Annotated in this window: 23 protein-coding genes and 3 pseudogenes; 15 read left to right on the forward strand and 11 right to left on the reverse strand. The window is 53.5% G+C overall.

The genetic code is table 11. The annotated features are described in order from the left end of the window. On the reverse strand, positions 1-165 hold a 165-nt coding region (locus BHE85_RS16335), incomplete at its 3' end, for an IS1 family transposase (protein ID WP_047664789.1). A 267-nt stretch (positions 166-432) separates the two neighbouring features. Between BHE85_RS16335 and panM the strand changes: the two genes are divergently transcribed. Continuing rightward, positions 433-816, forward strand: a complete 384-nt coding sequence (panM, locus tag BHE85_RS16340) for an aspartate 1-decarboxylase autocleavage activator PanM (RefSeq protein WP_000778795.1) — start codon at positions 433-435, stop codon at positions 814-816. A gap of 198 nt (positions 817-1,014) precedes the next feature. Here panM and livJ read toward each other — a convergent pair whose 3' ends face one another. The 5 genes and pseudogenes from livJ to ftsY all read right to left on the reverse strand — a co-directional run bounded on the left by livJ (position 1,015) and on the right by ftsY (position 6,701). Next, entirely contained in the window at positions 1,015-2,118 is a 1,104-nt protein-coding gene (gene livJ / locus BHE85_RS16345) for a branched chain amino acid ABC transporter substrate-binding protein LivJ (protein ID WP_001021996.1), read from the reverse strand. 270 nt (positions 2,119-2,388) lie between these two features. Further along, a complete protein-coding gene (rpoH, locus tag BHE85_RS16350) occupies positions 2,389-3,243 on the reverse strand; it encodes an RNA polymerase sigma factor RpoH (RefSeq protein ID WP_000130217.1) in 855 nt (284 codons plus the stop codon). 244 nt (positions 3,244-3,487) lie between these two features. Next, positions 3,488-4,545: pseudogene (gene ftsX / locus BHE85_RS16355) on the reverse strand (permease-like cell division protein FtsX). After that, the gene (gene ftsE / locus BHE85_RS16360; protein WP_000617723.1) at positions 4,538-5,206 is read right to left on the reverse strand and encodes a cell division ATP-binding protein FtsE; all 669 of its coding nucleotides are present in this window, start codon (positions 5,204-5,206) and stop codon (positions 4,538-4,540) included. Before ftsE ends, ftsX begins: the two are co-directional and overlap by 8 nt. 2 nt (positions 5,207-5,208) lie before the next feature. Next, positions 5,209-6,701, reverse strand: a pseudogene (gene ftsY, locus BHE85_RS16365) (signal recognition particle-docking protein FtsY). A 149-nt stretch (positions 6,702-6,850) separates the two neighbouring features. On the opposite strand from ftsY, the gene rsmD reads away from it, so the two are divergent. Next, positions 6,851-7,447 (forward strand): 16S rRNA (guanine(966)-N(2))-methyltransferase, encoded by a 597-nt coding sequence (gene rsmD / locus BHE85_RS16370; RefSeq protein ID WP_000743193.1) that lies wholly within the window; start codon positions 6,851-6,853, stop codon positions 7,445-7,447. Then, the gene (locus BHE85_RS16375) at positions 7,437-7,706 is read left to right on the forward strand and encodes a DUF1145 family protein (protein ID WP_001295207.1); all 270 of its coding nucleotides are present in this window, start codon (positions 7,437-7,439) and stop codon (positions 7,704-7,706) included. Before rsmD ends, BHE85_RS16375 begins: the two co-directional genes overlap by 11 nt. 2 nt (positions 7,707-7,708) lie before the next feature. Here the strand turns inward: BHE85_RS16375 and BHE85_RS16380 are convergent, their stop codons facing one another. Continuing rightward, positions 7,709-8,068: a DUF2500 domain-containing protein gene (locus tag BHE85_RS16380; protein WP_000042900.1), complete on the reverse strand. Its 360-nt coding sequence runs from the start codon at positions 8,066-8,068 to the stop codon at positions 7,709-7,711. A gap of 140 nt (positions 8,069-8,208) precedes the next feature. Here BHE85_RS16380 and BHE85_RS16385 point away from each other — a divergent pair, with 140 nt between their 5' ends. Both BHE85_RS16385 and zntA read left to right on the forward strand, forming a co-directional pair. Continuing rightward, positions 8,209-8,835: a lysoplasmalogenase gene (locus tag BHE85_RS16385; RefSeq protein WP_000964717.1), complete on the forward strand. Its 627-nt coding sequence runs from the start codon at positions 8,209-8,211 to the stop codon at positions 8,833-8,835. 73 nt (positions 8,836-8,908) lie between these two features. Beyond that, positions 8,909-11,107 (forward strand): Zn(II)/Cd(II)/Pb(II) translocating P-type ATPase ZntA, encoded by a 2,199-nt coding sequence (gene zntA, locus BHE85_RS16390; RefSeq protein WP_000106521.1) that lies wholly within the window; start codon positions 8,909-8,911, stop codon positions 11,105-11,107. Between the two features lie 101 nt (positions 11,108-11,208). Here the strand turns inward: zntA and tusA are convergent, their stop codons facing one another. Further along, the gene (tusA, locus tag BHE85_RS16395) at positions 11,209-11,454 is read right to left on the reverse strand and encodes a sulfurtransferase TusA (RefSeq protein WP_000130621.1); all 246 of its coding nucleotides are present in this window, start codon (positions 11,452-11,454) and stop codon (positions 11,209-11,211) included. A 220-nt stretch (positions 11,455-11,674) separates the two neighbouring features. Between tusA and BHE85_RS16400 the strand changes: the two genes are divergently transcribed. Together BHE85_RS16400 and dcrB are read left to right on the forward strand one after the other, a co-directional pair. Then, a complete protein-coding gene (locus tag BHE85_RS16400; RefSeq protein ID WP_001100469.1) occupies positions 11,675-12,340 on the forward strand; it encodes a 7-cyano-7-deazaguanine/7-aminomethyl-7-deazaguanine transporter in 666 nt (221 codons plus the stop codon). Between the two features lie 72 nt (positions 12,341-12,412). After that, the gene (gene dcrB / locus BHE85_RS16405; RefSeq protein ID WP_001245290.1) at positions 12,413-12,970 is read left to right on the forward strand and encodes a phage sensitivity protein DcrB; all 558 of its coding nucleotides are present in this window, start codon (positions 12,413-12,415) and stop codon (positions 12,968-12,970) included. A gap of 3 nt (positions 12,971-12,973) precedes the next feature. Here dcrB and BHE85_RS16410 read toward each other — a convergent pair whose 3' ends face one another. Further along, positions 12,974-14,191, reverse strand: a complete 1,218-nt coding sequence (locus BHE85_RS16410; RefSeq protein WP_004986926.1) for an MFS transporter — start codon at positions 14,189-14,191, stop codon at positions 12,974-12,976. 131 nt (positions 14,192-14,322) lie between these two features. Between BHE85_RS16410 and BHE85_RS16415 the strand changes: the two are divergent. From BHE85_RS16415 to nikR, 8 genes and pseudogenes are all read left to right on the forward strand, one after another. Continuing rightward, a pseudogene (locus BHE85_RS16415) lies at positions 14,323-15,359 on the forward strand (AI-2E family transporter). A gap of 54 nt (positions 15,360-15,413) precedes the next feature. Next, complete coding sequence (gene acpT / locus BHE85_RS16420) at positions 15,414-16,001, forward strand: 4'-phosphopantetheinyl transferase AcpT (RefSeq protein WP_000285784.1); 588 nt, start codon at positions 15,414-15,416, stop codon at positions 15,999-16,001. Positions 16,002-16,111: 110 nt separating this feature from the next. Continuing rightward, positions 16,112-17,686 (forward strand): nickel ABC transporter substrate-binding protein, encoded by a 1,575-nt coding sequence (nikA, locus tag BHE85_RS16425; protein WP_000953380.1) that lies wholly within the window; start codon positions 16,112-16,114, stop codon positions 17,684-17,686. Then, positions 17,686-18,630: a nickel ABC transporter permease subunit NikB gene (gene nikB, locus BHE85_RS16430; protein ID WP_000947068.1), complete on the forward strand. Its 945-nt coding sequence runs from the start codon at positions 17,686-17,688 to the stop codon at positions 18,628-18,630. The genes nikA and nikB overlap by 1 nt, the downstream gene beginning before the upstream one ends. Next, a complete protein-coding gene (nikC, locus tag BHE85_RS16435) occupies positions 18,627-19,460 on the forward strand; it encodes a nickel ABC transporter permease subunit NikC (protein WP_001008950.1) in 834 nt (277 codons plus the stop codon). The genes nikB and nikC overlap by 4 nt, the downstream gene beginning before the upstream one ends. Next, positions 19,460-20,224, forward strand: coding sequence for a nickel import ATP-binding protein NikD (gene nikD, locus BHE85_RS16440; RefSeq protein WP_001136224.1), 765 nt, complete (start codon positions 19,460-19,462; stop codon positions 20,222-20,224). The genes nikC and nikD overlap by 1 nt, the downstream gene beginning before the upstream one ends. Further along, entirely contained in the window at positions 20,221-21,027 is an 807-nt protein-coding gene (nikE, locus tag BHE85_RS16445; RefSeq protein WP_000173706.1) for a nickel import ATP-binding protein NikE, read from the forward strand. Before nikD ends, nikE begins: the two co-directional genes overlap by 4 nt. A gap of 5 nt (positions 21,028-21,032) precedes the next feature. After that, a complete protein-coding gene (gene nikR, locus BHE85_RS16450) occupies positions 21,033-21,434 on the forward strand; it encodes a nickel-responsive transcriptional regulator NikR (RefSeq protein ID WP_001190062.1) in 402 nt (133 codons plus the stop codon). Between the two features lie 119 nt (positions 21,435-21,553). Here the strand turns inward: nikR and BHE85_RS16455 are convergent, their stop codons facing one another. Further along, positions 21,554-21,913: a type II toxin-antitoxin system HicB family antitoxin gene (locus tag BHE85_RS16455; protein WP_000593554.1), complete on the reverse strand. Its 360-nt coding sequence runs from the start codon at positions 21,911-21,913 to the stop codon at positions 21,554-21,556. After that, positions 21,910-22,185 (reverse strand): type II toxin-antitoxin system HicA family toxin, encoded by a 276-nt coding sequence (locus BHE85_RS16460; protein WP_001259385.1) that lies wholly within the window; start codon positions 22,183-22,185, stop codon positions 21,910-21,912. The genes BHE85_RS16455 and BHE85_RS16460 overlap by 4 nt, the downstream gene beginning before the upstream one ends. Positions 22,186-22,236 lie beyond the last annotated feature (51 nt).

The raw sequence follows: 22,236 nt of genomic DNA on the forward strand, positions 1-22,236 counted from the left end.
TTTCTGGTGCGTACCGGGCTGAGAGGCGGTGTAAGTGAACTGTAGTTGCCATGTTTTACGGCAATGAGAGCAGAGATAGCGCTGATGTCCGGCAGTGCTTTTGCCGTTACGCACCACGCCTTCAGTAGCGGAGCAGGAAGGACATCTGATGGAAATGGAAGCCACGCAAGCACCTTAAAATCACCATCATACACTAAATCAGTAAGTTGGCAGCATTACCCTTTGTCAGCATAAAATAACGGCACAAAGGGCGGAATAATTCACTACCATTCAGGGGATTATGCTGGGTATTTTTCATTCTCTAATGTTTTAACTTTGTAATTATTGCTGTTAAAAAATTAATCACCTGCCAAAAGAAATAAAAAAGAGAAAGCCTCCGATTAAATTATTTCGCTACACTGGTTCCACTTTTGTGATTTACACGGGTTACCCATGAAGCTGACCATCATTCGATTAGAAAACTTTAGCGACCAGGACCGGATTGACCTGCAAAAGATCTGGCCGGAGTATTCCCCTTCCTCTTTACAGGTTGACGATAACCACCGTATCTACGCCGCGCGTTTTAACGAGCGCCTGCTCGCTGCCGTACGGGTAACCTTAAGCGGCACCGAGGGAGCACTGGATTCCCTGCGTGTGCGGGAAGTCACCCGACGTCGCGGTGTGGGGCAATATCTGCTGGAAGAGGTTTTGCGTAACAATCCTGGCGTTTCATGCTGGTGGATGGCGGATGCAGGCGTGGAAGATCGCGGTGTGATGACGGCGTTTATGCAGGCACTGGGATTTACGGCGCAACAGGGCGGCTGGGAGAAGCGTTAATCGTCAAGTTGATTTCAAAAGTGATGACCAACGAGAAATTGCCTGATGCGCTACGCTTATCAGGCCTACAATGTGTGTTGCAATTTACTGATTTCTTTGGATCTTGTAGGCCGGATAAGGCGTTTACGCCGCATCCGGCATGAAGCAACGTACTCGATATTAGCAATTTGGCGGCAACCCAAAGTTGCCGATTAATGATTACTTCGCATCGGTCGCCGTGCCGTTGGCGTGCCAGTCAAATACGCCGAACTCAAAGCCTTTCAGATCACCTTTCTCATCCCACGTCAGCGGACCCATCACGGTATCCACGGAGTTCGCTTTCAGGTATTTGGCGATCTCAGCCGGATCGTCAGACTGATTCAGGCCCGCCTGCAAAGATTGCAGCGCGGCGTAGGTGGTCCAAACGAATGCGCCGCTTGGGTCCTGTTTTTTCGCTTTGATGGCGTCAACAATGGGTTTGTTCGCCGGAACCTGATCGTAGTTCTTCGGCTTGGTCACCAGCAGCCCTTCCGCTGATTCGCCCGCAATGTTAGACAGCGAAACGTTAGCCACACCTTCCGGCCCCATAAACTGAGTTTTCAGCCCTGCCGCGCGTGCCTGACGCAGGATTTGCCCCATTTCCGGGTGATAACCGCCGTAGTAAACGAAGTCGATATTCTCTTTTTTCAGACGCGCCACCAGCGTTGAGAAATCTTTTTCCCCGGCGGTGATACCATCAAAGAACACCACGTTAGCATTGCCTTTCTTCAGGCCGTCCTGCACCGCTCGCGCCAGACCTTCGCCGTATTGCTGTTTGTCGTGAACGATAGCAATACGCTGCGGTTTCACTTTCTCAAGAATATATTTCGCCGCCGTCGGCCCCTGGTCGGAGTCCAGGCCGGTGGTGCGCAGGATCAGCTGATAGCCACGGGCGGTCAGCTCCGGCGCGGTTGCCGCTGGGGTGATCATTAAAATGCCTTCGTCTTCGTAGATATCAGACGCAGGCTGCGTTGATGAAGAACAGAGGTGACCAATCACATATTTAATGCCGTCGTTAACGACTTTGTTCGCCACCGCAACCGCCTGTTTCGGGTCACAGGCATCGTCATATTTTACGATTTGCAGTTTGTTGCCTTTAATGCCGCCTTTAGCGTTGATATCCGCAACCGCCTGCTCTGCGCCGGTAAACTCCTGGTCACCGTACTGCGCAACCGGACCGGACATTGCGCCCACGACCGCGACTTTAATATCTTCTGCCAGAGCCATATTGCTGAATGCCAGCGCGATACATCCTGCCAGTAACGCTTTACCCTTTATATTCATCCTGAGAATCCCCATTCTTCTGGTTATTACGTGTGTTGTGGTGTTGTGATTTAGCACTTTATTTCGTTTTATGCATGACTACCCGTGCTTTAGCAGCATACTCTGCTAAAACATACCCCATTTTTATGATATTGGAATAGCTATTTTGACAGTTTATTAACAATCTGCGTGGGGATTGACGTTTTGCCGGAGGGGGAATTGATTATTGTAGAGGCCCAAAAAACAAAAACCCCGGACTCTCATCCAGGGTTCTCTGCTTAATAGCGGAAATTACGCTTCTATAGCAGCGCGCAGTTTTTTCATCGCGTTCTTTTCCAGCTGGCGTACACGTTCAGCGGAAACACCGTAACGGTCAGCCAGTTCCTGCAACGTGGACTTGTTGTCTTCGTCCAGCCAGCGCGCGCGGATGATGTCCTGGCTGCGTTCGTCCAGACCTTGCATCGCGTCGGTCAGACGGTTTGCCGCCTGCTCTTCCCAGTTATCATCTTCGATGCCGTCGGCAAAGTTAGATGATTTATCCTGCAGATAGAGCACCGGTGCCATCGGCTGGCTGTCGGAATCGTCGTCGGAAGACAGATCAAAGGTCATGTCCTGTGCCGCCATACGTGATTCCATCTCACGAACGTCTTTGCTGGTTACGCCCAGTTCACGGGCCACCATTTCGACTTCATCCTGGTTAAACCAGCCTAGACGCTGCTTAGTTTTACGCAGGTTGAAGAACAGTTTGCGCTGCGCTTTGGTGGTCGCAACTTTGACGATACGCCAGTTACGCAGAACGTATTCGTGGATCTCTGCTTTGATCCAGTGAACGGCGAAGGAGACCAGGCGCACACCCACTTCCGGGTTGAAACGGCGCACTGCTTTCATCAGGCCGATGTTACCTTCCTGAATCAAATCCGCCTGTGGCAGGCCATAGCCCGCATAATTACGAGCAATATGAACAACAAACCGCAGGTGAGACAGGATCAGCGTTTTAGCTGCTTCCAGATCGCCATGGTAATGCAGCTTTTCAGCCAGCGCCCGCTCCTCGTCAGCCGACAACATCGGCCACGCGTTAGCTGCCCGGATGTAGGAATCCAGGTTGCCAACTGGGGCTAAAGCTAAACTTTGCATTTTGTCAGTCATTCAAATCCTCTCAATCGATATCTTCTGGCGCTTCAGTGGTAGCAACAACTGTGCCAGAGCTTAAGAGCAACGAGGTTATCATTCACTGTTTTATCAGACCGTGATTTTATCCACAAGTTCAATGCAAGCTTGTGAATAAATTACGCACAAAATGTGACATAGAGATGAAATACCGGGAAGAGACAACGGGATCTCTTTCCCTGCTACGGAACCCATTGCAGGGAAAGAGTATAACACGCTTTTATTATTCAGGCGTAAAGTGGCGTAAATGTTGTACCGTGGCAAGCCACGCTGCCACCCAGCCAATCATCGAGCATACCAGCAGCAATAGCAGGCATTCATCGAACGATAAACCATTGATATCAAAATTCGTTCCGAAAACCTGTGCCACTTCCGCAACCGCCGATGACAATCGCAGCACCAGAATTTCTGACAAAATTAATGACAACAATGCGCCAGAAAATCCCAGCAGTGCGCCACCATACAGGAACGGGCGAAGGATGAAACCATCCGTCGCACCAATCAGTTTCTGCACGTTGATGGAGTCACGGCGAGCAAAGATGCTCAGACGTACGCTGTTGCCGATGACGAGGAACACTGCCGCCACCATCAACACGCCGATCATCGCCGAAACGCGCCCGACCAGCCCGGTCAACGCCGCCAGACGGGCAAACCAGCTGTCATCCATCCGCACTTCGTCAATGCCGTTAATCTGCGTGATACGATCACGCAGCGTATTGAGTGATTCCGTCCCCTGAAAATCGAGTTTCGGGATCACCACCGCCACTGCCGGAAGCGGGTTTTCTTCCAGCATATCCAGCGCACCACCAAAACCAGACCAGTTACGGAACTCGCCCAGTGCGTCTTCACGAGAAAGATAGTTCACTTTCTCCACGCCTTGCTCGGCCTGCAACTGTGCCACCACGCCCGCAGCGGCGTCATCGTCCAGCGTTTTTTGCAAGTAAACAGTGATTTGCGGTGACGGATAATACTGCGTCGCCGCTGATTAACGTTTTTGTACACCATATAACAGACGCTGGGCAGCGTCAGGGAGATGGCGATAACCATCACCGTTAAAAACGTGGCGAACGGTTTGCTTTTCAGATCCTGCAATGCGCCGTGGAAGGCATAGCGCACCTGTTCGTTGAAAACGTTGGTTTTGCGATTTACCGGTTTTGGCGAGGATTTCGCGCGTTTCGGTGCGTTACGACCGCCGTCGCCTGAGCCGCCGACCGATTTACGGAAGCGATCCAGACGCCCACCAAACTGCCGAATATGATTGATTGCATCGCGCTTATTCATGGCCCACGCCTCCATGCAAGTGACCATCGCTCAGGGTGAGCATGCGATAGGAACGCCGTGAAATCAGGTTGATGTCGTGCGTTGCCATCAATACGGTTACCCCAACGCGGTTAAACTCTTCAAACAGACGTAGAATCCCTTCCGACAACGCGTCGTCCAGGTTACCGGTCGGTTCGTCCGCCAGCAGTACCGCGGGCTTATTCACCACCGCGCGGGCAATGCCAACACGCTGTTGTTCACCGCCGGAAAGCTGAATAGGGAAGTTCTTCGCTTTGTCCAGTAGCCCGACTTTATCCAGTGCCGCCGACACCCGGCGACGAATATCGTCACCGCTGGCACCAGCGATAATCAGCGGGATCGCCACGTTATCGTAGACAGTACGGTCCATCAGTAGATGGTGATCCTGGAAAATCATGCCAATCTGGCGGCGCAGAAACGGAACTTCACGGTTTTTCAGACGCGTGATGTCATGGCCGCTAAACCAGATTTTCCCGGCGCTGGGCCGCTCAATCCCACAGATCAGCTTCAGGAGGGTACTTTTCCCTGCGCCGGAATGACCGGTCAGAAACGCCATCTCACCCGGCTGCATATGGAACGTAACGCCCTGCAGCGCCTGTCTCCCACCGAGATAAGCCTTGCTGACATGTTCAAAGCGAATCATTGTTAATCCTCTCGGGCAAAAGTGCCTCTATAAAGTCGTCCGCCTTAAACGGACGCAAATCCTCAATACGTTCGCCGACACCAATGTAGCGGATAGGGATACCAAACTGGTCAGCCACCGAGAAAATTACCCCGCCTTTCGCCGTGCCGTCCAGTTTCGTTAGCGTGATGCCGGTTAAGCCAACGGCTTCGTGGAACAGTTTGGCCTGGCTTACCGCATTCTGCCCGGTACTGGCATCAATAGTCAGCATAACTTCATGCGGCGCTTCAACGTCGAGTTTCTTCATCACGCGGACGATTTTCTTCAACTCTTCCATCAGGTGCGATTTGTTCTGCAGGCGTCCGGCGGTATCGGCAATCAGGACGTCGATATTACGCGCTTTAGCTGCCTGAATGGCGTCGAAGATAACAGAGGCGGAATCCGCACCGGTATGCTGGGCAATCACCGGAATATTGTTGCGCTGACCCCAGACCTGAAGCTGTTCAACCGCTGCTGCACGGAAAGTATCGCCCGCCGCCAGCATCACCGATTTACCCTGCAGCTCAAACTGACGTGCCAGCTTACCAATCGTCGTAGTTTTACCCACACCGTTGACGCCCACCATCAGGATCACGAACGGCGTTTTACCTTCAACATTCAGCGGCTCATCGACTTTCGCCAGAATCTCGCCCATCTCTTCTTTCAGCAGGCCATAGAGCGCCTCGGCATCACGAAGCTGCTTGCGGGATGCGCCTTCCGTCAGATTGGTGATAATTTTACGTGTGGTTTCCACGCCCACATCGGCGATCAACAGCTGTTCTTCCAGCTCCTCAAACAGATCATCGTCGATTTTTTTACCGCGGAACAGGCTGATAAATCCGGAACCGAGATTTTCTTTGGTTTTTAACAGGCTGCGTTTCAGGCGCGCGAAGAAACCTTCTTTGGTCGGTTTTTCCTGCTCCTGAGCGATTTCTTCCACCGGCTGCTCTTCTACCGGAGGAACCACCATCACCGCCTCTTCTGCCGCTTCGGCAGCCAGCGCCTGTGCTTCCAGCTCTTCGTCGGTGATTTCTTCTTTAGCCGCTTCTTCTTCCGCCGCTTCGACAATCTCTACGGTTTCCGCTTCAGCCTGCCACTCTTCTGGCGAAACCTCTTCGGCGTTGACGTCTTCCGGCAACGGCAGCTCTTCACGTTCGATAGCCACTGGCTCCGGCGTTTCTTCTACGACCGGTTCCGGCTGTGCAACGACTTCCGCTTCAGGCTGCGCTTTTTCACTTTCAGCAACCTGTTCAGTGACTTCCACAACGTCGGCAGCAAAAGTTTCCGCCTCGGCTTCAGTATGCGCCTGCGGTTGCTCTTCGACGGCTTGTTCAGAAGCCTTCGCAGGCTCTTGCGCCTGAACGATTTCTTCTACAACCGGTTGTTCATTCTGAACTTCTGTCTCTTTTTCCGGGGTCTGCTCTTTTTGACCAAAGCCCAGCCAGGAAAAAAAGCCACGTTTTTTTTCTTTCGCCATTTGCGACTACACTCCTCGCTGTTGCTTCATGGCACAGCGTTAACGCTATGTACATAGCAGCTAAAAAAATGATGAAATAGTCTATCACTTAACTTAATTCACATCACCGCCTGCAAGTATGTGTTATCTGGCGGATTGAGCAATTTATCATGAAAAAACCGAATCATTCCGGCAGCGGCCAAATCCGCATTATTGGCGGGCAGTGGCGAGGCCGTAAACTCCCGGTTCCTGATAGCCCAGGTCTGCGCCCCACCACCGACCGCGTACGCGAAACATTGTTTAACTGGCTGGCTCCGGTCATTGTTGACGCCCAATGTCTGGATTGCTTCGCCGGGAGCGGCGCGCTGGGACTGGAAGCGTTATCGCGCTACGCTGCGGGGGCCACGTTGATTGAGATGGATCGCGCGGTTTCTCAGCAGTTAATTAAGAATCTGGCGACACTAAAAGCAGGCAATGCACGCGTGGTGAACAGCAACGCGATGTCATTCCTGGCGCAAAAAGGTACACCGCATAATATCGTGTTTGTCGATCCACCGTTCCGCCGTGGCTTGTTAGAAGAGACGATAAATTTACTGGAAGATAACGGCTGGCTGGCTGACGAAGCCCTGATTTATGTCGAAAGCGAAGTCGAAAACGGTCTGCCCACTGTTCCGGCAAACTGGTCATTACATCGGGAAAAAGTGGCGGGTCAGGTGGCTTATCGGCTGTATCAACGCGAAGCACAAGGAGAAAGTGATGCTGATTAATATTGGTCGTTTGTTAATGCTCTGCGTTTGGGGATTTTTAATCCTCAATCTGGTGCATCCCTTCCCGCGCCCGCTGAATATTTTCGTTAACGTGGCGCTGATTTTTACCGTGCTGATGCATGGTATGCAGCTGGCGCTATTGAAATCCACTTTACCGAAAGATGGCCCGCAGATGACCACCGCCGAAAAGGTGCGGATTTTCCTTTTCGGCGTGTTTGAACTGCTGGTCTGGCAGAAGAAATTTAAAGTTAAAAAATAACCTTATTGTTCGCCAACAAAGCTAACAAAGCGCGTTCCTTTATAGCTCAGCGTACCTTTATCGCCCACTGTCAGGGCATGGTACTGCTGGGCGTCGAGGCGAAACGTCTGCTCCATTCCTCCGCTTTGCGGTTTGAAGCTTGCCTCATAGCGCATACTGGTGCCTGCCGGAGTCACTTCCTGCTGGCGCGAACGGCGATCGTTAATCGGTTTTTCCCGCTTGTTGCTCACCACCACCAGCTTTTGCTGGAGCGGAGCCATATCATTATCAGCTTTTTCCCGTCGCTGTTGCATAAAACGAAACGATGCGGCGACGACAATTAAGCCAATGATAACAATAAAGAAAAGAGGTGGTTTGCTCATCTTTATCCCTCATCGGAAAATGCGGAAATAAGCATACCCTGCTAGTTATGGTGTTGTCATCCGTCCACCCTCGCCACTAAACTGGAAGCAAGACCGTAGGCATTCCGCTTACGAAAAAATAACGAATTCAAGGAACTAAGATGCTTTGGTCGTTTATCGCTGTCTGTCTTTCCGCATGGCTATCTGTGGATGCATCGTATCGTGGGCCAACCTGGCAACGCTGGGTGTTTAAACCGTTAACCCTTCTTCTCCTGCTGTTACTGGCCTGGCAAGCGCCGATGTTCGACGCCATTAGCTATCTGGTGCTGGCAGGGCTGTGCGCCTCACTGCTGGGCGATGCGCTAACCCTGTTGCCACGTCAACGTCTGATGTACGCCATCGGCGCGTTTTTCCTCTCGCACCTGCTGTACACCATCTATTTCGCCAGTCAGATGACGCTCTCTTTCTTCTGGCCTCTGCCACTGGTGTTGCTGGTTCTGGGTGCGCTGTTACTGGCGATTATCTGGACGCGGCTGGAAGAGTATCGTTGGCCTATCTGCACGTTTATCGGCATGACGCTGGTGATGGTGTGGCTGGCAGGTGAACTGTGGTTCTTCCGTCCGACCGCTCCGGCGCTCTCTGCGTTTGTTGGCGCTTCGTTGCTGTTTATCAGTAACTTTGTCTGGCTGGGGAGCCACTATCGCCGACGCTTCCGTGCGGATAACGCGATTGCTGCGGCCTGCTACTTTGCCGGTCACTTCCTCATCGTCCGCTCACTGTATTTCTGATAAAACTTGACTCTAGAGTCGACTCCAGAGTGTATCCTTCGGTTAATGAGAAAAAACTTAACCGGAGTATGCCATGTCGACACCTGACAATCACGGCAAGAAAGCCCCTCAATTTGCTGCGTTCAAACCGCTAACCACGGTACAGAACGCCAACGACTGTTGCTGCGACGGCGCATGCTCCAGCTCGCCAACGCTCTCTGAAAACGTCTCCGGCACCCGCTATAGCTGGAAAGTCAGTGGCATGGACTGCGCCGCCTGTGCGCGCAAGGTAGAAAATGCCGTGCGCCAGCTTGCAGGTGTGAATCAGGTGCAGGTGTTGTTCGCCACCGAAAAACTGGTGGTTGATGCCGACAATGACATTCGTGCACAAGTTGAATCTGCGGTGCAAAAAGCGGGCTATTCCCTGCGCGATGAGCAGGCCGCCGACGAGCCACAAGCATCGCGCCTGAAAGAGAATCTGCCGCTGATTACACTAATCGTGATGATGGCAATCAGCTGGGGTCTGGAGCAGTTCAATCATCCGTTCGGGCAACTGGCGTTTATCGCGACCACGCTGGTTGGGCTGTACCCGATTGCTCATCAGGCATTACGGCTGATCAAATCCGGCAGCTACTTCGCCATTGAAACCTTAATGAGCGTAGCCGCTATTGGTGCACTGTTTATTGGCGCAACGGCTGAAGCTGCGATGGTGTTGCTGCTGTTTTTGATTGGTGAACGACTGGAAGGCTGGGCCGCCAGCCGCGCGCGTCAGGGCGTTAGCGCGTTAATGGCGCTGAAACCAGAAACCGCCACGCGCCTGCGTAACGGTGAGCGGGAAGAGGTGGCGATTAACAGCCTGCGGCCTGGCGATGTGATTGAAGTCGCCGCAGGTGGGCGTTTGCCTGCCGACGGTAAACTGCTCTCACCGTTTGCCAGTTTTGATGAAAGCGCCCTGACCGGAGAATCCATTCCGGTGGAGCGCGCGACGGGCGATAAAGTTCCTGCAGGAGCCACCAGCGTAGACCGTCTGGTAACGCTGGAAGTGCTGTCAGAACCGGGTGCCAGCGCCATTGACCGGATTCTGAAACTGATCGAAGAAGCCGAAGAGCGCCGCGCCCCCATTGAGCGGTTTATCGACCGTTTCAGCCGTATTTATACGCCAGCGATTATGGCCGTCGCCCTGCTGGTGACGCTGGTGCCACCGCTGCTGTTTGCCGCCAGCTGGCAGGAGTGGATTTATAAAGGCCTGACGCTGCTGCTGATTGGCTGCCCGTGTGCGTTAGTTATCTCCACGCCCGCGGCGATTACCTCCGGGCTGGCGGCAGCAGCGCGTCGTGGGGCGTTGATTAAAGGCGGAGCGGCGCTGGAACAACTAGGTCGTGTTACTCAGGTGGCGTTTGATAAAACCGGTACGCTGACCGTCGGTAAACCGCGCGTTACCGCGATTCATCCGGCAACGGGTATTAGTGAATCTGAACTGCTGACACTGGCGGCGGCGGTCGAGCAAAGCGCGACGCATCCACTGGCGCAGGCCATCGTGCGCGAAGCACAGGTTGCTGCACTCGCCATTCCCGCCGCCGAATCACAGCGGGCGCTGGTCGGGTCTGGCATTGAAGCGCAGGTTAACGGTGAGCGCGTGTTGATATGCGCTGCCGGGAAACATCCCGCTGATGCATTTGCTGGTTTGATTAATGAACTGGAAAGCGCCGGGCAAACGGTTGTGCTGGTAGTACGTAATGATGACGTGCTGGGTATCATTGCATTGCAGGATACCCTGCGCGCCGATGCTGCAACTGCCATCAGTGAACTGAACGCGCTGGGCGTCAAAGGGGTGATCCTCACCGGCGATAATCCACGCGCAGCGGCGGCAATTGCCGGGGAGCTGGGGCTGGAGTTTAAAGCGGGCCTGTTGCCGGAATATAAAGTCAAAGCGGTGACCGAGCTGAATCAACATGCGCCGCTGGCGATGGTCGGTGACGGTATTAACGACGCGCCAGCGATGAAAGCTGCCGCCATTGGGATTGCAATGGGCAGTGGCACAGACGTGGCGCTGGAAACCGCTGATGCAGCATTAACCCATAACCACCTGCGCGGCCTGGTGCAAATGATTGAACTGGCACGCGCCACTCACGCCAATATCCGCCAGAACATCACCATTGCGCTGGGACTGAAAGGGATCTTCCTCGTCACCACGCTTTTAGGGATGACCGGACTATGGCTGGCGGTGCTGGCAGATACGGGTGCGACGGTGCTGGTGACAGCGAATGCGTTAAGATTGTTGCGCAGGAGATAAGGCAAACCGATCGCAACATTGAGCGCGATCGGTCCCCTCGCCCCTCTGGGGAGAGGGTTAGGGTGAGGGGAAAAGGCGGCATCGAAGCCAATCAGCCCCCATCAACCGCCTTTACGAATCAAATAACGATAAGGCAGTCCATCCGTCTCTTTCGCAACCAGTTCGTGTTCCATAAAGGTACAAAACCCAGGAATATCGCGGGTAGTGGCCGGATCGTCGGCGATAATCAGCAACGTTTCGCCGGGCTGCATATTGCGCACAGTTTTGCGCACCATCATTACGGGTTCCGGGCAGCGCAGGCCAAGTGCGTCGAGTGTGTGGTCAGGGCTGGAAAAGAGATCGGTCATTTTCTTCTCATCACATAAAAAAACGGCGCTAGTTTACGCCCTGTGAGTCCGTAAGCAAACCAGGTTAACGATTGCGTGAAAATTAACCATTGCATTGTCAACGTAAAGCAGTATCATGCGGCGGCTCGAAAAAAGGGTAAGCACGTTATTATGTTAAGGTAACAGACGTGTCGTACGTATTGGGTTCCCTCACCCCAATGGTTAATCAAAAAGGTACAATATGAACGTTTTCTCGCAAACTCAACGCTATAAGGCGTTGTTCTGGTTATCGTTATTTCATCTGCTGGTGATCACCTCCAGTAACTATCTGGTTCAGCTTCCCGTCTCCATTTTGGGTTTCCATACCACCTGGGGCGCGTTTAGCTTCCCGTTTATTTTCCTTGCTACCGACCTGACCGTGCGTATTTTTGGCGCACCGCTGGCCCGTCGTATCATCTTTGCGGTGATGATCCCGGCGTTGCTGATCTCCTACGTCATCTCGTCGCTATTCTATATGGGTTCCTGGCAGGGATTCGGCGCACTCGCCCACTTCAACCTGTTTGTCGCCCGTATCGCCACCGCCAGTTTCATGGCCTACGCGCTGGGACAGATCCTCGACGTGCACGTTTTTAACCGCCTGCGTCAGAGTCGCCGCTGGTGGCTGGCACCGACAGCGTCCACACTGTTCGGTAACGTCAGCGACACGCTGGCCTTTTTCTTCATTGCCTTCTGGCGTAGCCCGGATGCCTTTATGGCTGAACACTGGATGGAAATCGCGCTGGTCGATTACTGTTTCAAAGTGTTAATCAGTATCGTTTTCTTCCTGCCAATGTATGGCGTATTACTCAATATGCTGTTGAAAAGACTGGCAGATAAATCCGAAATCAACGCTTTGCAGGCGAGTTAAAGGTTCGTTATCAGAGTTGTGATAAGATGGATGAATGAGCCGTTATGGCCGTTTATCGAAAGGAAGAAGTCAATGCGCAATCTGGTTAAATATGTCGGAATTGGCCTGCTGGTTATGGGGCTTGCGGCCTGTGATGATAAAGACACTAACGCTACGGCGCAGGGTTCGGTCGCGGAAAATAACGCTACCGGGAATCCCGTCAACCTGCTTGATGGCAAGTTAAGTTTCTCGCTGCCAGCGGATATGACCGACCAGAGCGGTAAGCTGGGAACGCAGGCCAATAACATGCATGTCTGGTCCGACGCCACCGGGCAGAAAGCAGTCATCGTCATCATGGGCGATGATCCGAAAGAAGATCTGGCGGTGCTGGCGAAGCGTCTGGAAGATCAGCAACGTAGCCGCGATCCGCAGCTGCAAGTGGTAACCAATAAAGCCATTGAGCTGAAAGGTCACAAAATGCAGCAGTTAGACAGTATTATCTCCGCGAAAGGCCAGACGGCGTACTCTTCCGTTATTCTGGGTAACGTGGGTAATCAACTGCTGACCATGCAAATTACGCTGCCCGCTGACGATCAGCAAAAAGCGCAGACCACCGCAGAAAACATCATTAATACGCTGGTTATTCAGTAAGTTTTAAGATGATGAGGCGGCCTCAGGGACGTGTTCCGGAGGCCGTTTTTTTAATCGCCACGTCAGTAATAACGCGATTGCGACCAGTCCCGCCGCCGCCAGATAAATCACCGGTACGCCCGCCCAGCTCATCACCAGCCCAGCCAGTGGTCCGGTCACGCCAAGCGATAAATCCATAAATACGGTGTAAGTTGCCAGCGCCGCCCCCTGATTTTGCTGCGGAACCGCTTTTACCGCCACTACACCTAATGCCGGGAACACCAGCGAAAACCCTGCCCCCGCCAGTAAGACGCCGATTTTCGCCATCCACGGCATAGTCGCCACGCCAACCAGTAGCAGGCCGATTATCTCAACGCTAAAGCAAATCATCGCTACGTTTAAGCCGCCGATACGGTTAATGCCGTTAGGGAATAACAAACGCGTACCGACAAACGCACAGCTAAACAGCGTCAGCGCGAAAGCCGCACCGTCCCAACTTTTAGCGTCATAAAACAGCGTGATAAAGGTGGCGATGACGCCAAATCCGGCAGAAGCCAGTGCCAGTGCCATACCGTACAGCCAGACGCGCCCAAGCACCGCGCGAAACGGCAGCGGTTTGCCTTTACTGGCTTTTACCGTCGGACGCGGGATCGCCAACAAAATGGCCACCAGCGCCACGCCCATAATGATTAACGCTAACGCCTGCAAGCCGCCCCAGTGATAAAACACGACGCCTAACGGCGCACCCATCGCCATCGCCCCGTAAGTGACAATGCCGTTCCACGAAATCACTCGCCCGATATGCAGCGAGCCAACCACGCCAACGCCCCACAGGGTCGATCCCGTTCCGGCAAAACTTTGCCCAATCCCAAGGATCACGCGTCCCAGGCAAAGTAATAACAGGCTGATGACGGGCAGACTGGCGGTTAATCCTGCCGTCAGATATCCCAGACCGCTCAAAAAGCAGCCGCATAAACCGAAGACGACAATCTTTTTGGGGCCCAGCAAATCGGCGTAACGTCCGGCATGAGGACGGCTCAGCAAGGTGGCGAAATATTGCAGGCTGATAACCAATCCTGCCCAGAAAGCGCTAAAGCCCATCACATCATGGACATAGCCCGGTAATACAGCGAGCGGCAACCCGATGGTGAGGTAGCTGGCGAAGTTAAACATGACAATGGAGACAATGCGCAAATTCAGGCGCAATCCGTTTAGCGCGGGTTCGGCTACGGGTTCGGGCATGAGGATCACCACATTTTTACAACAGTGTTTCATTTTTACCACGTGCTGACGTGAAAATCAGCAGTAAGAATCAGAATATTGCTGACGTGACTCCCGCTACACTTAACACAAAAAGTCACAAGGAAGCCCCAATGGAAACCCCTCAACCCGATAAAACGGGCATGCACATTCTGCTCAAGTTGGCCTCGCTGGTAGTGATCCTCGCGGGCATTCACGCAGCGGCAGATATCATTGTGCAGCTGTTACTGGCGCTGTTTTTTGCCATCGTCCTCAACCCGCTCGTTACCTGGTTTATTCGTCGGGGAGTACAACGCCCCGTTACCATTACGATTGTAGTGGTGGTGATGCTGATCGCACTAACCGCGCTAGTCGGCGTACTGGCGGCATCGTTTAACGAATTTATCTCTATGCTGCCGAAGTTTAATAAGGAGCTGACGCGCAAACTTTTTAAATTGCAGGAGATGTTGCCTTTTCTTAATTTGCATATGTCGCCGGAGCGAATGCTGCAGCGGATGGACTCGGAAAAAGTGGTTACCTTCACCACAGCGCTAATGATCGGGCTTTCCGGGGCAATGGCGAGCGTGCTTTTGCTGGTGATGACCGTAGTTTTTATGCTGTTTGAAGTGCGCCACGTCCCTTACAAAATGCGTTTTGCGCTGAATAACCCACAGATTCACATCGCAGGATTACACCGCGCACTTAAAGGCGTTTCGCATTATCTGGCGTTAAAGACGCTACTCAGTTTATGGACAGGTGTCATCGTCTGGCTGGGGCTGGCGCTAATGGGCGTACAGTTTGCGCTGATGTGGGCAGTACTGGCGTTTTTGCTCAACTACGTGCCCAATATCGGCGCGGTAATTTCCGCCGTACCGCCAATGATTCAGGTGCTGCTGTTTAATGGTGTTTACGCATGTATTCTGGTCGGCGCATTGTTTTTAGTGGTCCATATGGTCATCGACCACGGATGATGGGCCATCGCCTGGGGATGTCCACCATGGTGGTATTTCTTTCATTGTTAATTTGGGGATGGCTGCTCGGCCCGGTAGGGATGCTACTTTCGGTGCCATTAACCAGCGTGTGTAAAATCTGGATGGAAACCACCAAAGGCGGTAGCAAACTGGCGATTTTACTGGGGCTAGGCAGACCGAAAAGTCGGTTACCGGGATGAGGCGACAAGTGATACGATACGCACTTTCATTTTCCATTAAACGTTGGCCCTGATATGTATCGGATAGTTCTGGGGAAAGTTTCGACCTTAAGCGCAGCTCCACTGCCACCGGGTTTACGCGAGCAAGCACCGCAAGGTCCACGACGCGAACGCTGGCTGGCGGGGCGTGCATTGCTTTCGCACACGCTTTCCCCGCTACCGGAGATCATCTATGGCGAACAAGGCAAACCTGCATTCGCGCCGGAAACGCCGCTATGGTTCAACTTAAGCCATAGCGGTGACGATATCGCTCTGCTGTTGAGCGATGAAGGCGAAGTCGGCTGCGATATCGAAGTGATTCGCCCGCGCGCCAACTGGCGCTGGCTGGCGAACGCCGTGTTCAGCCTCGGGGAACACGCTGAAATGGACGCCGTGCATCCTGATCAGCAACTGGAAATGTTCTGGCGCATCTGGACGCGCAAAGAAGCCATCGTTAAACAGCGTGGCGGCAGCGCCTGGCAAATCGTCAGCGTAGATAGCACCTATCACTCCTCGCTGTCAGTCAGCCATTGTCAGCTAGAAAATTTAAGCCTTGCGATCTGCACCCCCACCCCCTTTACGCTCACCGCCGACAGTGTGCAATGGATCGATTCAGTTAACTGATCCGCCCACCCGACTGCCCATCTATTGATCCAGAACAGGTAATCAGTATGACGAATACTTAAAATCGTCATACTTATTTCCGCCATCTATTTTAATCCATTGGGGTTATCATGCTCTCCACACTCCGCCGCACTCTATTTGCGCTGCTGGCTTGTGCGTCTTTTATCGTCCATGCCGCTGCACCAGATGAAATCACTACCGCCTGGCCGGTGAATGTCGGGCCACTAAACCCGCACCTTTACACGCCTAACCAGATGTTCGCCCAGAGCATGGTTTATGAACCATTGGTGAAATATCAGGCAGACGGTTCGGTGATCCCGTGGCTGGCAAAAAGCTGGACTCATTCAGAAGATGGTAAAACCTGGACCTTCACCCTGCGTGATGACGTGAAATTATCCAACGGTGAACCGTTCGATGCCGAGGCGGCGGCAGAAAACTTCCGCGCAGTGCTCGATAACCGTCAACGTCACGCCTGGCTGGAGCTGGCAAACCAGATTGTTGATGTTAAAGCACTCAGTAAAACAGAGCTGCAAATTACCCTGAAAAGCGCCTACTATCCTTTCCTGCAAGAACTGGCCCTGCCCCGTCCTTTCCGTTTTATCGCTCCCTCGCAGTTTAAAAACCATGAAACCATGAACGGAATTAAAGCGCCGATTGGCACCGGACCGTGGATTTTGCAGGAATCGAAACTGAATCAGTACGATGTCTTCGTCCGTAACGAAAACTACTGGGGCGAAAAGCCAGCGATTAAAAAGATCACCTTTAACGTCATCCCGGACCCGACTACCCGCGCGGTGGCGTTTGAAACTGGCGATATCGACCTGCTGTACGGAAACGAAGGGTTATTACCGCTCGATACCTTCGCCCGCTTTAGCCAGAACCCGGCTTACCATACCCAACTGTCACAGCCGATCGAAACCGTGATGCTGGCGCTTAATACCGCCAAAACCCCCACCAATGAGCTGGCAGTACGTGAAGCTCTTAATTACGCGGTAAACAAAAAATCGCTGATTGATAACGCGTTGTATGGCACCCAGCAGGTCGCCGACACCCTGTTTGCCCCTTCTGTGCCCTACGCCAACCTCGGCCTGAAACCGCGCCAGTACGATCCGCAGAAAGCGAAAGCGTTGCTGGAAAAAGCCGGTTGGACGCTGCCTGCGGGCAAAGACATCCGCGAGAAAAATGGTCAGCCGCTGCGCATTGAACTGTCGTTCATCGGCACCGATGCGTTAAGCAAATCGATGGCGGAAATCATTCAGGCTGATATGCGCCAGATTGGCGCAGATGTCTCGCTGATTGGCGAAGAAGAGAGCAGTATCTATGCTCGTCAGCGCGACGGTCGTTTTGGCATGATTTTCCACCGCACCTGGGGCGCGCCATACGATCCACACGCCTTCCTGAGTTCAATGCGCGTACCGTCGCACGCTGACTTCCAGGCACAGCAAGGATTAGCCGACAAACCGCTGATTGATAAAGAGATCGGCGAAGTGCTGGCGACCCATGACGAAACGCAACGTCAGGCACTGTATCGCGACATTCTGACCCGTCTGCATGACGAGGCGGTTTATCTGCCTATCAGTTACATCTCAATGATGGTGGTATCAAAACCGGAGCTGGGTAACATCCCCTACGCGCCGATCGCCACCGAAATTCCGTTCGAACAGATTAAACCGGTGAAACCTTAATGTTGCGTTACGTATTACGCCGCTTTCTGCTGCTGATCCCGATGGTGCTCGCCGCCTCGGTGATCATTTTTCTGATGCTGCGCCTCGGTACCGGCGACCCGGCGCTCGATTATTTGCGTCTGTCTAACCTGCCGCCGACGCCGGAGATGCTGGCCTCTACCCGCACCATGCTCGGACTGGATCAGCCGCTGTACGTCCAGTACGGCACCTGGTTGTGGAAGGCGCTGCATCTTGACTTTGGTATCTCATTCGCCAGCCAACGCCCGGTGCTGGACGATATGCTGAACTTCCTGCCCGCCACGCTGGAACTTGCAGGTGCGGCGCTGGTATTAATTCTGCTCACTTCCGTACCGCTCGGTATCTGGGCGGCGCGCCACCGCGATCGTTTGCCGGATTTCGCCGTGCGCTTTATCGCGTTTCTTGGCGTGTCGATGCCCAACTTCTGGCTGGCATTTTTGCTAGTGATGGCGTTTTCGGTGTATCTGCAATGGCTACCCGCGATGGGCTACGGCGGCTGGCAGCACATCATTTTGCCTGCGGTTTCCATCGCCTTTATGTCGCTGGCGATTAACGCGCGACTGCTGCGCGCCAGTATGCTGGACGTCGCCGGTCAGCGTCACGTCACCTGGGCGCGGCTACGCGGCCTGAATGACAAACAGACCGAACGCCGCCATATTCTGCGCAATGCCTCGCTGCCGATGATCACCGCCGTGGGGATGCACATTGGCGAATTGATTGGCGGGACGATGATTATCGAAAACATCTTTGCCTGGCCTGGCGTCGGGCGCTATGCGGTGTCGGCGATTTTTAACCGTGACTATCCGGTGATTCAGTGCTTTACGCTGATGATGGTGGTGGTTTTTGTGGTCTGTAATTTGATTGTCGATTTGCTCAACGCCGCGCTGGACCCGCGCATTCGTCGTCATGAAGGAGCGCACGCGTGAACTTTTTCCTCTCTTCCCGCTGGTCGGTACGCCTGGCGCTGATCATTATCGCCCTGCTGGCGCTGATTGCGCTCACCAGCCAGTGGTGGCTGCCGTATGACCCCCAGGCGATTGATTTGCCGTCGCACCTGCTTTCGCCGGATGCGCAGCACTGGCTGGGCACCGATCACTTAGGTCGCGATATTTTCTCGCGGCTGATGGCAGCGACCCGCGTGTCGCTCGGTTCGGTAATGGCCTGCCTGCTGCTGGTGCTGACATTAGGGCTGGTTATTGGCGGCAGCGCCGGGTTGATTGGCGGGCGCGTTGATCAGGCCACCATGCGCGTCGCCGATATGTTTATGACCTTCCCGACCTCGATTCTGTCGTTCTTTATGGTTGGCGTGCTCGGCACCGGGCTGACCAACGTAATTATCGCCATCGCCCTGTCGCACTGGGCGTGGTATGCACGCATGGTGCGCAGCCTGGTGATTTCACTACGCCAACGCGAGTTTGTGCTGGCGTCACGGCTTTCCGGTGCGGGCCATGTGCGAGTGTTTGTCGATCATCTGGCAGGCGCGGTGATCCCTTCGCTGCTGGTGCTGGCAACGCTGGATATCGGCCATATGATGCTGCACGTCTCGGGGATGTCTTTCCTTGGCCTCGGTGTGACCGCGCCGACCGCCGAATGGGGCGTGATGATTAACGACGCGCGCCAGTATATCTGGACCCAGCCGCTGCAAATGTTCTGGCCGGGGCTGGCGCTGTTTATCAGCGTGATGGCCTTTAACCTGGTGGGTGACGCACTGCGCGATCATCTGGACCCTCATCTGGTGACGGAGCACGCACACTAATGCCGCAACAGATTGAACTACGTAATATCGCGCTACAGGCCGCGCAGCCGCTGGTACACGGTGTATCGTTAACCCTGCAACGCGGGCGCGTGCTGGCGTTAGTCGGCGGTAGCGGCAGCGGGAAATCATTAACCTGCGCCGCGACGCTGGGCATTTTGCCCGCTGGCGTTCGCCAGACGGCGGGGGAAATTTTAGCCGATGGCAAAGCGGTTTATCCCTGCGCCCTGCGCGGCATCAAAATTGCCACCATCATGCAGAACCCGCGCAGCGCCTTTAATCCGCTACACACCATGCACACCCACGCGCGGGAAACCTGCCTGGCGTTAGGGAAACCCGCCGATGACGCTACGCTTACCGCTGCCATAGAAGCGGTGGGGCTGGAAAACGCCGCGCGCGTGCTGAAGCTGTACCCGTTCGAGATGAGCGGCGGCATGTTGCAGCGCATGATGATTGCGATGGCGGTGCTGTGTGAATCACCGTTTATCATCGCCGATGAACCGACCACCGACCTCGACGTGGTAGCACAGGCGCGCATCCTCGATCTGCTGGAAAGCATTATGCAAAAACAAGCGCCGGGAATGCTGCTGGTCACCCATGATATGGGCGTTGTGGCGCGTCTGGCGGATGACGTGGCGGTGATGTCACAAGGTAAAATTGTCGAACAGGGCGATGTAGAAACGCTGTTTAACGCCCCCAAACATACGGTGACGCGCAGCCTGGTTTCCGCTCATCTCGCCCTCTACGGTATGGAGCTGGCATCATGACCTTACTTAACGTCAGCGGCCTTTCCCATCACTATGCCCACGGTGGATTTAGCGGAAAACATCAACATCAGGCGGTGCTGAATAACGTTTCCCTGACCCTGAAAAGCGGCGAAACCGTCGCCCTGCTGGGACGCAGCGGCTGCGGAAAAAGCACCCTCGCGCGGCTGCTGGTAGGCTTAGAGTCTCCCTCACAAGGGAATATTAGCTGGCGCGGCGAATCGCTGGCGAAACTTAATCGCGCCCAACGTAAAGCCTTCCGCCGTGATATTCAGATGGTGTTTCAGGACTCCATCAGTGCCGTGAATCCGCGCAAAACCGTGCGCGAGATCCTGCGTGAACCGATGCGCCACCTGCTATCACTGAAAAAATCCGAACAACTGGCGCGCGCCAGCGAAATGCTGAAGGCGGTCGATCTCGATGACAGCGTTCTCGACAAACGCCCACCGCAGTTAAGCGGCGGCCAGCTCCAGCGCGTCTGCCTGGCACGCGCGCTGGCGGTCGAACCGAAATTGCTGATTCTGGATGAAACCGTTTCTAACCTTGATCTCGTGTTACAGGCGGGCGTCATTCGCCTGCTGAAAAAGCTGCAACAACAGTTTGGCACCGCCTGCCTGTTCATCACCCACGACTTACGTCTTGTAGAACGCTTTTGCCAGCGGGTGATGGTGATGGACAACGGACAAATCGTCGAAACCCAGGCGGTGGGAGATAAATTAACCTTTTCCTCTGACGCCGGACGTGTGCTACAAAACGCGGTATTACCCGCATTCCCCGTGCGCCGTCGCGCCACAGAAAAGGTTTAACGCAAATGCAACGAGTCACCATCACGCTTGATGACGATTTACTGGAGACGCTGGACAGCCTGAGCCAGCGTCGTGGTTATAACAACCGTTCCGAAGCTATCCGCGATATTCTGCGTAGCGCCCTGGCCCAGGAGGCCACTCAGCAGCACGGCACGCAAGGTTTCGCGGTGCTCTCCTATGTGTATGAACACGAAAAACGCGACTTAGCCAGCCGCATTGTCTCCACCCAGCACCATCACCACGATCTCTCCGTCGCCACGCTGCATGTGCATATCAATCACGACGACTGTCTGGAAATCGCCGTGCTGAAAGGTGATATGGGCGACGTGCAGCATTTTGCCGATGACGTTATCGCCCAGCGCGGCGTGCGGCATGGGCATTTGCAGTGCTTGCCGAAGGAAGATTGAGTTATTTCTGAAACGAGGAAAGAAAAGATATTAACTGAACTTAATTTATAAAATTAAGTTCAGTTGCATAGATAGATCCTGTAAAGGCAGATATTCTGCGTAATGTACGCCGCTAAAATTTATAAATGATTCAAACGCTCATTCAGTGTTTCAATAATATAGGTATTAACAGAGACTTGTTGCTGCGCAGCCGCATTATTAAGGCGTTCACTCAGCGATTCTGGATAGCGTAACGTAAAGGTCTTAATCTTTTCTGTACGCGCATACGGCTCAATACCCGCAGCTTTACAATCCTCAAGATACTCTAGCAGGGAAAGTTCCCCTTCTTTTTGCAGCCCCTGAATGCTGTCAGAGACAAAATCACAATAACCTGACAAGCCCAGGAATTTGCCACGAAATGCATTCAGTTCTGGCACGTAGGTAATAACAGCTGGTTGCCCGGCAATCTCCATAGAGTTTGGCGTCTTCAGTTTGATCATGGTTTTACCCCTATACTTAGTAACCAGTCACGCACGCTTTCTACAGCGCCTTTATCGGTATCTGGCGACGGATGAGGCCGATGGAAACACGCAACGCTCATATTTAGTATGAACTTACAACGCGAACCTCTTCCTTCCTTAATTTCTCCGCCTAATGCTTTAACCAGTGACTCTATATCAGACCACTTGATCCCTTGAGGAACAGGAGTTTTAAATATTTGATCCAATGTATTTTTTTGTTTCTTCCGTAAAGCCTGTACCTTGGTTCTCATGGCATGTCCTTATGACTTCACTTTATGACATCAATAGTATGACATCACAGT

The organism is Shigella sp. FC1567 (assembly GCF_001743015.1).
Lineage (GTDB): Bacteria > Pseudomonadota > Gammaproteobacteria > Enterobacterales > Enterobacteriaceae > Escherichia > Escherichia coli.

Bases quoted from the DNA above. Each gene is read 5' to 3' on its own strand.
- panM (WP_000778795.1), top strand. From the start codon at position 433: ATGAAGCTGACCATCATTCGATTAGAAAACTTTAGCGACCAGGACCGG.
- livJ (WP_001021996.1), bottom strand. From the start codon at position 2,118: ATGAATATAAAGGGTAAAGCGTTACTGGCAGGATGTATCGCGCTGGCA.
- rpoH (WP_000130217.1), bottom strand. From the start codon at position 3,243: ATGACTGACAAAATGCAAAGTTTAGCTTTAGCCCCAGTTGGCAACCTG.
- ftsE (WP_000617723.1), bottom strand. From the start codon at position 5,206: ATGATTCGCTTTGAACATGTCAGCAAGGCTTATCTCGGTGGGAGACAG.
- rsmD (WP_000743193.1), top strand. From the start codon at position 6,851: ATGAAAAAACCGAATCATTCCGGCAGCGGCCAAATCCGCATTATTGGC.
- BHE85_RS16375 (WP_001295207.1), top strand. From the start codon at position 7,437: ATGCTGATTAATATTGGTCGTTTGTTAATGCTCTGCGTTTGGGGATTT.
- BHE85_RS16380 (WP_000042900.1), bottom strand. From the start codon at position 8,068: ATGAGCAAACCACCTCTTTTCTTTATTGTTATCATTGGCTTAATTGTC.
- BHE85_RS16385 (WP_000964717.1), top strand. From the start codon at position 8,209: ATGCTTTGGTCGTTTATCGCTGTCTGTCTTTCCGCATGGCTATCTGTG.
- zntA (WP_000106521.1), top strand. From the start codon at position 8,909: ATGTCGACACCTGACAATCACGGCAAGAAAGCCCCTCAATTTGCTGCG.
- tusA (WP_000130621.1), bottom strand. From the start codon at position 11,454: ATGACCGATCTCTTTTCCAGCCCTGACCACACACTCGACGCACTTGGC.
- BHE85_RS16400 (WP_001100469.1), top strand. From the start codon at position 11,675: ATGAACGTTTTCTCGCAAACTCAACGCTATAAGGCGTTGTTCTGGTTA.
- dcrB (WP_001245290.1), top strand. From the start codon at position 12,413: ATGCGCAATCTGGTTAAATATGTCGGAATTGGCCTGCTGGTTATGGGG.
- BHE85_RS16410 (WP_004986926.1), bottom strand. From the start codon at position 14,191: ATGCCCGAACCCGTAGCCGAACCCGCGCTAAACGGATTGCGCCTGAAT.
- acpT (WP_000285784.1), top strand. From the start codon at position 15,414: ATGTATCGGATAGTTCTGGGGAAAGTTTCGACCTTAAGCGCAGCTCCA.
- nikA (WP_000953380.1), top strand. From the start codon at position 16,112: ATGCTCTCCACACTCCGCCGCACTCTATTTGCGCTGCTGGCTTGTGCG.
- nikB (WP_000947068.1), top strand. From the start codon at position 17,686: ATGTTGCGTTACGTATTACGCCGCTTTCTGCTGCTGATCCCGATGGTG.
- nikD (WP_001136224.1), top strand. From the start codon at position 19,460: ATGCCGCAACAGATTGAACTACGTAATATCGCGCTACAGGCCGCGCAG.
- nikE (WP_000173706.1), top strand. From the start codon at position 20,221: ATGACCTTACTTAACGTCAGCGGCCTTTCCCATCACTATGCCCACGGT.
- nikR (WP_001190062.1), top strand. From the start codon at position 21,033: ATGCAACGAGTCACCATCACGCTTGATGACGATTTACTGGAGACGCTG.
- BHE85_RS16455 (WP_000593554.1), bottom strand. From the start codon at position 21,913: ATGATCAAACTGAAGACGCCAAACTCTATGGAGATTGCCGGGCAACCA.
- BHE85_RS16460 (WP_001259385.1), bottom strand. From the start codon at position 22,185: ATGAGAACCAAGGTACAGGCTTTACGGAAGAAACAAAAAAATACATTG.